At 67.5% G+C, this 13,157-nt stretch carries 8 protein-coding genes; 1 reads left to right on the top strand and 7 read right to left on the bottom strand.

The genetic code is table 11. The annotated features are described in order from the left end of the window. Positions 1-37: 37 nt before the first annotated feature. From KY501_RS06240 to KY501_RS06260, 5 genes are read right to left on the bottom strand one after another with little or no spacing between them, the layout of a single operon-like run. Positions 38-790: an ABC transporter ATP-binding protein gene (locus tag KY501_RS06240; protein WP_224361603.1), complete on the bottom strand. Its 753-nt coding sequence runs from the start codon at positions 788-790 to the stop codon at positions 38-40. Continuing rightward, positions 787-1,731: an ABC transporter ATP-binding protein gene (locus KY501_RS06245; protein WP_224361604.1), complete on the bottom strand. Its 945-nt coding sequence runs from the start codon at positions 1,729-1,731 to the stop codon at positions 787-789. The genes KY501_RS06240 and KY501_RS06245 overlap by 4 nt, the downstream gene beginning before the upstream one ends. Continuing rightward, the gene (locus KY501_RS06250; protein WP_224361606.1) at positions 1,728-2,786 is read right to left on the bottom strand and encodes a branched-chain amino acid ABC transporter permease; all 1,059 of its coding nucleotides are present in this window, start codon (positions 2,784-2,786) and stop codon (positions 1,728-1,730) included. The genes KY501_RS06245 and KY501_RS06250 overlap by 4 nt, the downstream gene beginning before the upstream one ends. 5 nt (positions 2,787-2,791) lie before the next feature. Further along, positions 2,792-3,712: a branched-chain amino acid ABC transporter permease gene (locus KY501_RS06255; protein ID WP_224361609.1), complete on the bottom strand. Its 921-nt coding sequence runs from the start codon at positions 3,710-3,712 to the stop codon at positions 2,792-2,794. Further along, complete coding sequence (locus tag KY501_RS06260; RefSeq protein ID WP_224361611.1) at positions 3,713-4,957, bottom strand: ABC transporter substrate-binding protein; 1,245 nt, start codon at positions 4,955-4,957, stop codon at positions 3,713-3,715. Between the two features lie 827 nt (positions 4,958-5,784). Between KY501_RS06260 and KY501_RS06265 the strand changes: the two genes are divergently transcribed. Then, on the top strand, positions 5,785-6,270 hold the full coding sequence (locus KY501_RS06265) for a hypothetical protein (RefSeq protein ID WP_224361612.1): 486 nt from the start codon (positions 5,785-5,787) through the stop codon (positions 6,268-6,270). A gap of 32 nt (positions 6,271-6,302) precedes the next feature. On the opposite strand, the gene KY501_RS06270 is transcribed toward KY501_RS06265, so the two are convergent. Further along, positions 6,303-7,802 (bottom strand): serine/threonine-protein kinase, encoded by a 1,500-nt coding sequence (locus tag KY501_RS06270; RefSeq protein WP_224361614.1) that lies wholly within the window; start codon positions 7,800-7,802, stop codon positions 6,303-6,305. Positions 7,803-7,844: 42 nt separating this feature from the next. Continuing rightward, the gene (locus KY501_RS06275) at positions 7,845-13,142 is read right to left on the bottom strand and encodes a trifunctional serine/threonine-protein kinase/ATP-binding protein/sensor histidine kinase (RefSeq protein ID WP_224361616.1); all 5,298 of its coding nucleotides are present in this window, start codon (positions 13,140-13,142) and stop codon (positions 7,845-7,847) included. Positions 13,143-13,157 lie beyond the last annotated feature (15 nt).

The raw sequence follows: 13,157 nt of genomic DNA on the forward strand, positions 1-13,157 counted from the left end.
GCCCCCGAGCGCATTACCGCGCTCGGGGCGTCCGGGCCTACTCGCCCAGGTACGCCTTGCGCACCTCAGGGCTGTCCAGCAACGCCTTGCCCGGGCCCGCCATCACCACCTCGCCCGTCTCCAGCACGTAGCCATAGTGGGCCATGCTCAGCGCCAAGTGCGCGTTCTGCTCCACCAGCAGGATGCTCATGCCCGTGGTGTTCACCTCTCTCAGCGTCCGGAAGATCGTCTCCGTCACCTGAGGCGCCAGTCCCAGCGAGGGCTCGTCCAGCAGCAGCAACTTGGGCCGGCTCAGCAGCGCCCGCGCAATCGCCAGCATCTGCTGCTCCCCGCCCGACAGCGTCCCCGCCAGTTGCTTCCGCCGCTCCTTCAACACTGGGAACAGCCCGAAGCTCTTCTCCTGGTCCGCCGCGATCCCCGCCGTGTCCCTCCGCAGGTAGGCCCCCAGGTCCAAGTTCTCCTGCACCGTCAGGTTCGGGAAGATCCCTCGCCCCTCCGGCGCATGCGCCATCCCCCGAGACACCAGCAGGTGCGCCTTCACCCCCGTGATGTTCTTCCCCACGAACGTCACGCTCCCGCCGCTCGGCCTCAGCATCCCGCTCACCGCGCGCAGCGTGCTCGTCTTCCCCGCCCCGTTCGCCCCAATCAGCGCCACCACCTCGCCCGCCCCCACCGACAACCCCACGCCCTTCAGCGCCTGAATGGCCCCGTAGTGGACCTTCAGCCCCTCCACCGAGAGCAGCGGCTCACGCGGTTGGCGCGTGCCCAGCATCTTCACTGGCTCGCTCACGCCGCCCCTCCGTGCGTCTCCAGGTAGTTGTCCCCCAGGTACGCCTCGATGACCTTCCGATCCGTACGCACCTGCTCCGGCGCCCCGCGGGCAATCGTCTCCCCGTGATCCAGCACGGTGATCTTCTCGCAGATGCCCATCACCAGCTTCATGTCGTGCTCGATGACCAGGATGCCCAGCGAGAACTCATCCCTCAGCTTCCGGATGAGCACCATCAGGTCCGCCTTCTCCCGCGTGTTCATGCCCGCCGCCGGCTCGTCCAGCAGCAGCACCCGAGGCCGCGTCCCCAACGCCCGCGCAATCTCCAGTCGCCGCTGCTCGCCATAGGGCAGGTTGCGAGCCTCCTCGTTCCGGCGGTGCGACAGCCCCATCACCTCCAACAGGCGCTCGGCCTGCTCGGTGATGCGGCGCTCCTCGGCCAGGAACCCCGGCGTCAGCAGCAGCGACTTCCACCACCCCACCAGAAACAGGCTCCGCCCGTTCGCAATCACCTGCGCCAGCGCCCTCGCGCCCAGCCCTCCACGTCCCCCAGAAGGGACCACATTCCCGGCCACTCCGTGGGCAAACGTGTCAGAGAGCGCCTCGGCCCGGCAGGCCACCTTCACGTTGTCCAGCGCCGTCAGCGCGCGGAAGAGGCGGATGTTCTGGAACGTCCGCGCCAGGCCCTGCTGGTTGATCTGGTGCGGCTTGAGCCCGTTGACCACGTTCCCCGCCACCCGCACCTGGCCGCGCGTGGGCTGGTAGACGCCCGTGAGCACGTTGAACGCCGTCGTCTTCCCCGCTCCGTTGGGCCCGATGAGCCCCTGCAGATCTCCCTTGCGGATGGCGAGGTTGAAGTCCGTCAGCGCCTTGAGGCCTCCGAACTCGATGCTCACCCCCTCCGCCTTGAGCAGAGGAGCGTCCGACAGCTGCTCCGGCGTGAGCTCTGCCGCGGCGCTCATGCCAGCCCCTTTCGCCGCCGGGGAATCCACCGGGGCAGCACTTCCCAGATCTCCTTCGTCCCGAACAGCCCCTCCGGACGCAGCAGCATCAGCACCACCAGCATCAGGCCGTATACCGGCATGCGGATCTGATCCACCTTCTGCGCCAGGCTGCCCTCGGCCCCCAGGGCGTTGAACGTCGAGCGCAGCGCCTCCGGCAGCAGCGTGAGGAACATCGCCGCGATGATGGCGCCCGTCGTCGACCCCAGGCCTCCCATCACCACCATCACCACCACCTCCATCGACTTCACGAAGGTGAACGAGCCCGGGTTGATGATGGGCACGAAGTGGGCGAACAGCCCGCCCGCGATGCCCGCGAAGAAGGACGAGATGACGAAGGCCCGGACCTTGTACCCCGTGGTGTCCACGCCCATGGCCTCGGCGGCCACCTCGTCCTCACGGATGGCCCACAGGCTCCGGCCATGGCTCGAACCCGCCAGGCGCCGCGCCACCAGCACCACCAGGAACACACAGAAGCCGATCATCGGCAGGCCCGCCGTCTGGGGGATGCCCGACAAGCCCAGCGAGCGTCCGAAGGCCTCCGTGTTCTGCACCACCACGCGGATGATCTCTCCGAAGCCCAGCGTCACGATGGCCAGGTAATCCCCGCGCAGCCGCAAGCTGGGCAGGCCCACCGCCAGGCCGCACACCGCCGCGACCACCCCGCCAGCGCCCAGGGCCACGAGCAGGAAGATCTGATCACTCACCACCACCGGCAGGCCCGTGATGGCGATGTCCTTGAGCACCAGCGACAGGAGCCCGGCCACGTAGGCCCCCACCGCCATGAAGCCCGCGTGGCCGATGGAGAACTGCCCCGTCATCCCGTTCACGATGTTGAGGCTCACCGCGAGGACGATGTTCACGCCCATGATGGACAGCAGGTAGGTGGCGAAGGGCGACTCGGACATCACCCAGCCGAACAGCATCACCACCGGCACCGCCACCAGCACCGGCAGCGGGCCTCGGAGCCAGAGGGGAACGCCAGGAACCGGAGTCGGAGGAGCGGAGGATTCCATGCGGCCTATACCTTCTCCGCCGCGACCCGGCCGAAGAGGCCGCCCGGCTTGAAGAGCAGCACGATGATGAGGATGCCGAAGGCCACCGCGTCACGCCACGTGCTCGCCGCGTAGCCCACCACGAACTCCTCCACCAGGCCCAGCATCAGCGCGCCCACCACCGCTCCCGGCACGTGACCGATGCCGCCAATCACCGCCGCCACGAAGGCCTTGAGCCCCACGTACAACCCCATCAGCGGGCTCACCGAGGTGTCCTTGATGGCGTACAGCAACCCCGCTCCCGCTGCCAGCGCGCTGCCAATCATGAACGTCACCGCGATGACCGTGTCCGTGGGGATGCCCATCAGCGCCGCCGTCCGGTGGTCGAACGACACCGCCCGCATCGCCCGCCCGAAGCGCGTCTTGAACACCAGCCACTGCAGCCCCACCATCAGCCCCACCGCGATGAGCAGCGACATCACCTGCCAGTTCCACACCACCACGTCCCGGTCCCCGATGACGAGCCACTCGCTGGGGGTGATGATCTCCGGGAAGGCGCGCGGCGCCGCGCCCGGCAGGAACCCGATGTCCAGCTGGAAGCCGTACGAGAGCGCGAACGAGATGCCGATGGCGGTGATGAGCGACGTCAGCCGCGGCTTCTCGCGCAGCGGCCGGTAGGCGAAGCGCTCGATGAGGAAGCCCAGCAGCGCGCAGCCGCCCATGGCCACCAGGAACACCAACAGCACGCCCAGGAACGTCTTCTGCTCCTGCTTGCCGAGCGTGAAGGCGGTGGCGTAGCCCATGTACACGCCCACCATCATCACGTCGCCGTGGGCGAAGTTGATGAGCTTCAGCACGCCGTACACCATCGTGTAGCCCAGCGCGACGAGCGCGTAGATGGTGCCGGCGGCCAGACCGTTGATCAGGTGCTGGAGGATCTGCAGCATTTAGGGGTTGACCGTGGTGACGTACTCCGTCTTCCCATCCCCCACCTTCAGGACGACGGCGGGCTTCACCGCGTTGCGCTTCTCGTCCAGGGTGACGGTGCCGGCGATGCCCGGGAAGTCCTTCGTCTGGGCGATGGCGTCCCGCAGGGCCTTGCCCGAGGTGTCCGGCGCCTTCTTCAGCGCATCGATGGCCACGTTCGCCGCGTCATAGGCGAGCGCCGCCAGCGCGTCCGGCACCCCGCCGTAAGCGGCCTTGTACTCGCTCACGAACTTCTGGATGCGCGGATCCGGGTTCTCCGGCGAGTAGTGGTTGGAGAAGTAGCTGCCCTGGATGGCCGAGCCACCCAGCTCGAACAGCTTCTCCGAATCCCATCCGTCACCGCCCAGCAGCGGGACCTTGAGACCCAGCTCGCGCGCCTGGCGGGCAATCACGCCCACCTCGCTGTAGTAGCCCGGCACGTAGATGGCGTCCGGCTGCGTCTTCTTGATGGCGGTCAGCTGCGCGCGGTAGTCGGTGTCGCCCTGGCTGTAGCTCTCCGTGCTGGTAATCTTTCCGCCCATCTCGGTGAACTTGCGGGTGAACACGTCCGTGAGCCCGATGGAGTAGGCGCTCTTGTTGTCCTGGAGCACCGCCACCTTGTTGGCCTTCAGGTTCTCGCGGGCGAACTTCGCCATCACGAAGCCCTGGAACGGGTCGATGAAGCAGACGCGGAAGATGTACTCGCCCTTCTCCGTCACCGCCGGGTTGGTCGAGGAGGGGGTGATCATCGGCACCCCGGCCGCCTGGGCCTTCTCCGCCATGGCCAGCGAGTTGGACGAAGCCACGTCCCCGAGGATGAGGACCACGTGGTCCTGGGTGATGAGGCGGGTCACGGCCTGGGCAGCCTCCTCGGGCTTGCCCTGGTCGTCATACACGCGGATCTCCAGCTTCTTGCCCTTCAGCGCGTCGGCGGCATTCGCCTCCTTGACGGCCATGTCGATGCCGTTGCGCGTGGAGACGCCGAAGGTGGCCTGTCCGCCGGTGAGGCTCGTCGCCACGCCCAGGAGGATCGTGTTGGAGTTGGCGGGCGGAGTCGGCACGGGCGTCCCAGGAGCAGGCGTGGGAGTGGCCGGCGCCGTACCTCCCGAGCCTTGAGCGGCCTGCTTGCTGGTGTCCGTTTCGGTAGACGCAGGCTGCGTCTTCTTCTCGCACCCAGCCATCATCATGGCGAGCGCGGTCAGCAGCATCGGGACAAAACGTCGCATGCGGAGCCCTCCGTCAGCGGAAGCCCGGTCTTCTAGGAGAGCCCGCTATGTGGGTCAAGCGCGCAGCCGTAGCGCTCCGCCGCTTTTTGCCGCCGGGCCCGGGCGTACATCAGGAGCCGCTCACGGTGCCACGCCTCGCGCGACTCCTCAGGTAGAGCCGCTTGAAGCCTCCAGGAGCCAGAGCCGCTCCCGTCCGCTGGGGCCTCTCCTTAGCTCGGAGCCCTCGTCCTGGCGAGGCGCTGGCTCCACCGCTCGCAATGTCCGCTCCCCAGGCGCCGGGTCATGTCCGACCGCCTCGGACTCCGGGCTGGCTCGCGGCCGCCGGGCGAGCCTCCCCCCCACCAGCGCCCCGAGCAGGCCGGCAAGCGCACCGACCGCCGCGGGGTTGGTAGGGCTTCCCCGGGCCCAAGCCACTCCGAGCAGCAGGGGCACACCGAGTCCTGTCAGCCCTCCCAGGAGCGCACTCCTCCAGCGGTAGCGAGCGTTCCTCTCCTGACTGCTCCTCATGAAGCTCCCCCTGAGCCGGGTCTGCTTTCGCGCACCCAACATTTGGGCTGGACGCCCGCCGCGGAAAGCCCGGGTCCCCCGGTGCCGCTCCTCACCTCGAGAAGCAGGCAATGGGCCGAGCGCTCCATGCCGGGGAGCAAGGGCACCACCGTGCTACCGAACGACGAATCCGGCAGGGCTGTCGCGGATCCGAAGAGCCCCCAGTTTCGGGGTGAGGCATGCCGGTCAACGGGCGCCGCCGGTTCGGTGCGGGTACACCGGACGGCCGCTCCATTCCTTGGGGGAGAGTCATGTATCAGCGCAGCGACATCAGAGAGGGCATGACGGTTCGAAGCATCGACGGCGAGAATCTGGGTCGAGTCTTCGCCGTGCACGACGGGGAGTTCCTGATCGAGAAGGGCCTCTTCTTCCCGAAGGACTATGTCTGCCGCTATGCGGAGGTCAGCGACATCCGAGACGGCGAGGTCATCCTCCTCCACGGCAAGGAGGGGTTGCATCGCTTCTCGTTCGACGAGGAGCACGGAGTCCTGGCGGGGACGGGGGGCGGAGCCGGAGTAGGCCCGGGTGCGGTAGGCATACCGGCCGAGCGGAGCACGAGCCTGGGCGCCACATCGGGGCTGACGGCGCACGCCTCCGCGGAGGGCGTCGAGCGGCCCCGGGTGGACAGGGATGAGGAGGCCGTGCCCGTCTACAGCGTGGAGGACGCGGTGCGCCGCGAACAGGTGGACCTCCGCAGGGACGAAGACGTGGAGGCCCCGCGCAAGCTGGATCTGACGTCGGACGATCCCAACCTGCGCCGCTCTTGAGCCCCTGGACGCAGCGGCAAGGCCGCGAGGGCTCAGCTCGAAGGCTTCACGGCGGGGCGGACCCGCGTCTTCTCCGCCTTGGACTTCTCGTCCGAGGAGCGATCGAGCCGGTTCAACTCGCGCAGCCGGTCCGGAAAGTGGGCAGCCACCAGCCGCGCCAGCTCCGAGTCCTTCGCCGGAGGCACCACCTCCGCGAGCCGCTCCGACATCTCCTGGGCATTGCGGAAGCGCTCCGTGGGGCTCTTCGCCAGCGCCACGGCCATCACATCCCAGAGCGGCTTGGGGATGCGCTCGGGACGCCGCAACTCCTCGTCGCAGATGGCGTACATGCTGGCCAGCTCATCGCCCTTGTCGAAGGCGCGCTTGCCGGTGATGGCCTCGTAGAGGATGAGGCCCAGGGCGAACAGATCGCTGCGCGCATCGAGCCGCTCGCCCCGCGCCTGCTCGGGAGACATGTAGAGGGGCTTGCCCTTGACGATGCCGGGCAGTGTCACCGTGCGCTGCGCGCGCGCCTTGGCCACGCCAAAGTCCAGCACCTTCACCCGCCCGTCGAAGCCCAGCATGAGGTTGTGCGGGGACATGTCCCGGTGAACCAGGAGGAGCGGCGCCCCGTCCTCTCCCCGGAGCGTGTGCGCCGCGTGCAGCCCGAGCAGCCCCTGCGTCACCACCGCCACCGCCATGGCAGGCGGCAGCGGCGCCTTCATGACCTTCAACAGCCGGTCCAGGTCCACGCCCCGCACCAGCTCCATGGCGATGTAGTAGGCACCCTGGGCCTCGCCGATGTCGAAGACGGTGACGAGGTTGGGGTGGGACAGGCGCAGGCCGATGCGCGCCTCGTCCAGGAACTGCTGCACGATGATGGGATCCGTGGCCAGGTGGGGGAGGATGCGCTTGAGGGCCACCAGCCGGCCCAGGCCCTCGGGCCCTCGGGCACGCGCCACCAGCACCTGCGCCATGCCTCCGGTGCCCAGGGGCGTCACCACCTCGTAGCGGCCGATCCGGCCCCGCATCACCGGGGTCGAATCGTCGTCCACGGCCAGATCATCCAGCCGCTCCAGCGCGCTCCGTCCATCCATGAGCGCCAGGAAGCCCAGCACCGCCGAGTCGAGCTGCTCGCCGATGGCCTCCACGAGCTTCATCACCAGCTTCCCGCCATCCTCGAAGCGCCCCTCCACCGCGAGCCCCAGCGTGCCCAGGTCCAGCTTCCCGAGCGTGAGCCGGGTGCAGAAGAGCATCCGCCCGCCCTCGACCCGGTGGGGACCCGTCCACTTCGCGGCCTCGAAGACATCCACGCCCAGTTCGCCCAGGACCCGCGTCAGCACGGGCCCCTGCGTGCCCTTCAGGGACACGAAGCCCGCCACCGCGTGCACCATCCGCGCGCACTGCGTGAGGAACACGTCCAGCCCGGTGTTGAGATCCAACCCCCGCTCGAAACAGTCCTCGAGGATGTCGTCCGCCATCCGCTGGACGGATGTCAGGCCTCGTAGGAATGCAACCTCGGCCTCGAGAGATGGGAACTCCACGGCACCCATTGAACACCGGGAGCCCCCATCGCGGGAAGCCCCCGCGAGCCTTCAACCCGCGAGAGGAAGCTCCAAGGTGGCCACGGCCCCCTTCCCCGGCCCCTCGCTCTCCAACGTGAGGCGTCCTCCCAGCATCTGTGCCGCCAGCGCGCTCGAGTGCAGTCCGAAGCCGTGCCCGTCCTTACGCGTAGTGAACCCGTGCGAGAACAGTCTCTCCCGCGCCTCCTCGGAGATACCCATCCCGTTGTCCGCCACCTGGAGGCGCACCAGCGCGCCCTCCTCCGCCAACCTCACCCGAAGCTGCCTCTCTTCTTCCGGCTTCGCATCCAGCGCGTGCTTCGCGTTGCTGATCAGGTTGATGAGGATCTGCAGCACCTTGTGCTTGTCCACCTTCAGCCGGCCCACGGGCTCCAGCTCCCTGAGCACCTTCACCCCGTGCCGCTGCAGCGCCGCCATCTGGATCCTCAGCGCATCTTCGACCAGCTGCACCAGGTCGCACTCCTCCGTCATCAGCGAGCTCTTCGCGTACGTCTGCTGCACCTGCACGATGGCTCGGATGTGCTCGATGTGCCTTCCCATCGCGTCCACATCCTCCAACAGCTGCGTCTGCTGACTCATCAGCTCGTCCGCCAGCTTCGACAGGTACTCCGGCAGGTGACCTCCCCTCGCTCCCGGTGCCAGGAAGCTCGACAGCTCCTCACGATGCTCCTGCAGCATGTTCGTCGCCTGCTTCAACTTCCCCACACGGGAGCCGCCCACCGATCGCTGCATCATCTCCAGGCTGATCACCGCGCTGGTCAACACGTTGCCCACGTTGTGCAGCACGTTCGAGGCCACCTCCGCCATCCCCACCATCCGCGCGGTGTCCACCAGCCGCGCCTGCGCCTGCCTCAACTCCCGCGTGCGCTCCTCCACACGCTGCTCCAACTCGTCATTGGCCTGCCTCAGCTCCTGCTTCGCCTTCTGCACATCCTCGTACAATCTCGCGTTCTCTATCGAGATAGCCGCCTGCGAGGCGATGTGCCCCAACAACGCCAGCCTCGCGGGGCTGAACGCGTTGGTCGCAAGGTTGTTCTCCAGGTACAGCGCTCCGGCGAACTGCTCCTGCCTCATCAGCGGCAGGCACAACACCGAGCGCGCCTTGCTGCGTAACAGGTATTCATCGCCCGTGAACGCATGCGGCTTGGACGCATCTCCGATGAGCACGGTCTCCCGAGTCCTCCTCACGTACGACAGGATCGGCCACGGCAGGTCTCGCTGAGTACTCTCACCGGGCGGGACCTCCATGCCGCCGGGCACTGCTCTAGCGGTGGCCGCCACGAACAAGGTATCCCCATTCGGCAGCAGCAGCGCTCCCCGCTGCGCGCCCGCGTTCTCGATGGCCGCTCTCACCAGCGTCGTCACCAACCGCTCCAGGACGATCTCTCCGGAGATGGCCTGCTGCGCCTTCACCACCGTCAGCGCGTCGATCCGCGACGTATCCGTGCTGCTCGTCTGCGTCTCCAACACAGGGGGCGGAGCGGGCGGGAGGTTGGGCCACGCGGTGTCCAGTTGATGCACCTTGGCCAACGCACCCCACTGCAGGTACGCCGCCCGGGCCTCGCGCGCGAAGGCCTGCGCGACGATGGGCGATTGCCTCGAGCGCCAGAAGTTCGCCGCCAGCTCGCTGGCCAAACCCACGTACTGGGTGCTCCCGGTCTCCCTCGCCACCCGGATGGCTTGCTCGTAGGCGCGCGTCGCTTCATCTGTCCGCCCTGCCAGACGCGCCAGCTCTCCCCCCACCATCCGCTCGGCCGAACGGAAGGTCTCGGGAGCGAACTCCGCCCACTCCTCCAACTGCTCGCCGTGGCGGTGGATGTCGCGCAGGAACTGCTCCTTCTGCTCCGGTGAGGACTCCTCGAAGCATGCGGCCAGCGTGAGGGCCCGGTAGAGGTGGTACTCCCTCAACCCCACGGAGGTGTGCATGGCCCAGACGAACTCGTCCACCTTCAGAGCGGCAGCCAGGGCCTCCCGGTAGGCCCCCGCCATGAAGCGCGTCTGGAGCTTGTGGTTCCAGTAGCTTCCCTTCGTGGTGCCCATGCGCGCGGACGTGAGCGTCGCCTCGTACTCCTGCTCATCGAAGCCCTCGGAGTTCAGCGAGCCGAACGCGCTCGATTCTCCTCGCAGGTTCCGGATGAAGGCCTGCGCGACGCGGCACAAATCCATCGAGTCCCGGACTCCCACCTTGCGCGCCAGGTCCATGCGTCCCATGGAATCCGCGAGGATGTCCTCCAGGTTGTGCCCGAGCGCCAACCGGTTCGAGATGATCATGATCCCGAAGTAGGTGGCGAAGTAGAGGTCGCCCGACTGGAGCGCTTGCTGGAAGCCCGAGAGCGCGATCTCGTGCATGGTGGAGATCGGCGCCGTCCAGCAGCTGATTCCCTGCAGGGCCATGATGACCCTGCCCCGGTAGATGGACAGCTCGTAGCGCTCCACGAGAGAGCGCGCGAGCACCACCCAGGCCTGCCCCTCCCGGTATTTCTTGAACAGGGAGGCGCTCAACTCGCCAAACCAGGCGAAGCCCACCACCGACGCGTCCACGAAGCCGTGCTGCAAGGTGAGCGCGACCATGCGGCTCAGGACAATGGTGAGCAACGCGTTGTCGGTGACGTAGGCCTTCGGGAAGAGCACGGCCAGGGCACGCATCCTCTCCTGCATGTCCGGATCGGTCATCCGCGGCAGGTCGGCAAGGCTCGGGATGGGGCGATTGCCCAGGAGTTGCCTCACCTCCTCGTGGGCCTCCGACGCCTGCTCCCACGTCGGACGCGCGGGCAACGGCATGCCCAGCCGATCCAGACACTCCAGCATGGTAGCGGTGGAGGAAGGGATGGCCCCCGCCGACATGAAGCAATCCGCCAGCAGGCAGTAGGCGGCCGTCATGTCCGCATGATTGCGAGACCGGGCGCGGAGGTCCTCCGCCAGCTCGCGCGCCCCCTGGAGATTACCGCTCACGAGCTCGCACTGAGCCCGGCCCATTCGCACCTGGAAGGCCAGCGCGTAGTCCATGACCCACGGCTCTCCCGGAATGAGCGCGAAGGCCTGCGTGAAGTAGGTGTTGGCGGGGCGGAACACCACCGCCGCCTGTGCCTTCATTCCCGCCTCGGCATTCAACCGAGCCAGGCGATGGCGCTCCGAGGACTCCTCGATGAGATCCACTCCCGCGTTGAGCTGGCTCACCACGTCGAAGAGATTCTCGCGCAACTGCTCCGGCGACAGGCTCTCCAGCATCAGCCGGCCAATCCTCAAATGCAGCACCTGGCGCTCATTCTCCGAGATGAGCGCATGTGCTGCCTGCTGGATCCGGTCATGCAGGAAGCAATACTGCTCCGGGCCCGCGCGCATCAGCAGCCCTTCCTGGAGCGCGGGCTCCAGCCCCTGCTCTACCTCTACCGCTTCCCCCTGCGCCGAAAGCGAGCCCAGCATGGGAAGCGCGAAGCTGTTGCCCACGCACGCGGCCAGCCGCAGCAATTGCTGGGTGGGGGCGGGCAGTTGGCGCAACTTGCCCACCATGAAGTCCACCACGTTGTCCGAGTACCCCCGCGTCTTCACCTCCTCGGGACTCCAGCGCCACCCTCCCCCGGGAGTGCGCACCAACAAGCCATCCTGGTTGAGCGTCTCCATGAACTGCAGCAGGAAGAAGGGATTGCCTCCCGTCTTCTCGTGCACCAGTTTCGACAGCGGCATCACCAGCTGCTCTCCGGCCCCCGGCAGCGTGTCCGCCACCAGTTCCTCCACCTGCTCCAGGCTCAGCGGCTCCAATCGGATGTCGGTGATGCGCGCGCCCGCCTTGCGCACCTCCTCCAACACCGACACCAACGGGTGCGACGAGCTCACCTCGTTGTCTCGGTACGCACCGATCCACAGCACCGGCGGCGTCTCTTTCTGGGACAGCAACTGCTCGATGAGCTTCAGGCTGGCCAGGTCCGCCCACTGCAAATCATCCAGGAACACCACCAGTGGGTGCTCGGGGCGCGCGAAGACTCCCAGGAACTGCCGCACCACCTGCCGGAAGCGGAGCTGGGCCTCGGCGACGGTGACCTCCGGCACCGGTGGCTGTGGACCCACCAGCACTTCCAACTGCGGCACCAACTCCACCAGCACCCGCCCGTGCCCCTCCCATGCCTGGTTGATACGGCTGCGCCACTGCCCCAGATCCTCCTCGCTCCCCGCCAGCAACTGCTGCACCAACCCTCGAATGGCTTGCGCCAGGGTGGCGTAGGGCACGTCCCGCTGGAACTGATCGAACTTGCCCGTCAGGAAGAAGCTGCGTCGCTGCACCACCGGCTTGTGCAGCTCGTTCACCACCGATGACTTGCCGATACCCGAGTACCCGCTCACCACGAACAACTCGGGCCGCGCCGTCTCCACCACCCGCTCGAAGCCCTTCAGCAGCGTCGACACCTGCACCTCACGGCCATACAGCCGCTGCGGCAACTGGAACTGATGCGGTGCATCGTGCTCACCCGGAACGAATGCGCTCGACGGGCTCTGCCCCAGCTCTTCCCGGCACCGAAGCAGGTCCGCCTTCAGCCCCTCGGCACTCTGGTAGCGATCCTCGGCCGTCTTCGCCAGCAGCTTCATCACGATGGCCGACAGCGCCACCGGCACCTGCTCGTTCAGCTCGTGTGGCGCACGCGGCGTCTGCGCCATGTGCGCGTGGAACCACTCCAGTGCATCCCTCCCCTGGAATGGCCTCCGGCCCGTCAACAGCTCGTACAGTGTGATGCCCAGCGAATAGAAGTCCGTGCGGTAGTCCACCGCCCGGTTCATCCGCCCCGTCTGCTCCGGAGACATGTACGCCAGCGTCCCCTCGATCAGATGCACGGGGGCCGCCGACAGGTGCTCCACCTTCTGCAGCGTCGCCACTCCGAAGTCGATCAGCCGGGCCTCGCCGCTCGGCTCCAGGATGATGTTCGAGGGCTTGATGTCCCTGTGGATCACATTGCGGTTGTGGATCTCCGCCAACGTACCGGCCAGCGACAGCGCCACGCTCAGGAAGTGCGGGACATCCAGGGGGTGGCCCACCACCTCTGACAACGCCTCGCCCTGCACCCGCTCCAGCAGCAGCACCGGCCGCTCATGGATGCGCTCGCACGCATACGGCCGAGCCACGCCCCGCACGTCCCTCAACCGCTGCAGGATGGTGAACTCCCGCCGGTAGCGCTCGTGCTCGCGAGCCCCGGGGGATGGCGCCATCGGCGTCTTGATGATGACCGGCAGCCCATCGGCCTCCCTCATCGCGTGGAACAGCGCGTTGGAGCCCGTGGCTCGGATCGTCCCCAGTACTCGGTAGCCCGGGATATCCAGCATGAAAAAGGTCCTCGC

Source organism: Hyalangium versicolor (genome assembly GCF_020103695.1).
Classification (GTDB): domain Bacteria; phylum Myxococcota; class Myxococcia; order Myxococcales; family Myxococcaceae; genus Hyalangium; species Hyalangium versicolor.

What these genes read in the sequence shown, in the direction of transcription:
- KY501_RS06245 (WP_224361604.1), bottom strand. Translation starts at nt 1,731, where the DNA reads ATGAGCGCCGCGGCAGAGCTCACGCCGGAGCAGCTGTCGGACGCTCCT.
- KY501_RS06250 (WP_224361606.1), bottom strand. Translation starts at nt 2,786, where the DNA reads ATGGAATCCTCCGCTCCTCCGACTCCGGTTCCTGGCGTTCCCCTCTGG.
- KY501_RS06255 (WP_224361609.1), bottom strand. Translation starts at nt 3,712, where the DNA reads ATGCTGCAGATCCTCCAGCACCTGATCAACGGTCTGGCCGCCGGCACC.
- KY501_RS06260 (WP_224361611.1), bottom strand. Translation starts at nt 4,957, where the DNA reads ATGCGACGTTTTGTCCCGATGCTGCTGACCGCGCTCGCCATGATGATG.
- KY501_RS06265 (WP_224361612.1), top strand. Translation starts at nt 5,785, where the DNA reads ATGACGGTTCGAAGCATCGACGGCGAGAATCTGGGTCGAGTCTTCGCC.
- KY501_RS06270 (WP_224361614.1), bottom strand. Translation starts at nt 7,802, where the DNA reads ATGGGTGCCGTGGAGTTCCCATCTCTCGAGGCCGAGGTTGCATTCCTA.
- KY501_RS06275 (WP_224361616.1), bottom strand. Translation starts at nt 13,142, where the DNA reads ATGCTGGATATCCCGGGCTACCGAGTACTGGGGACGATCCGAGCCACG.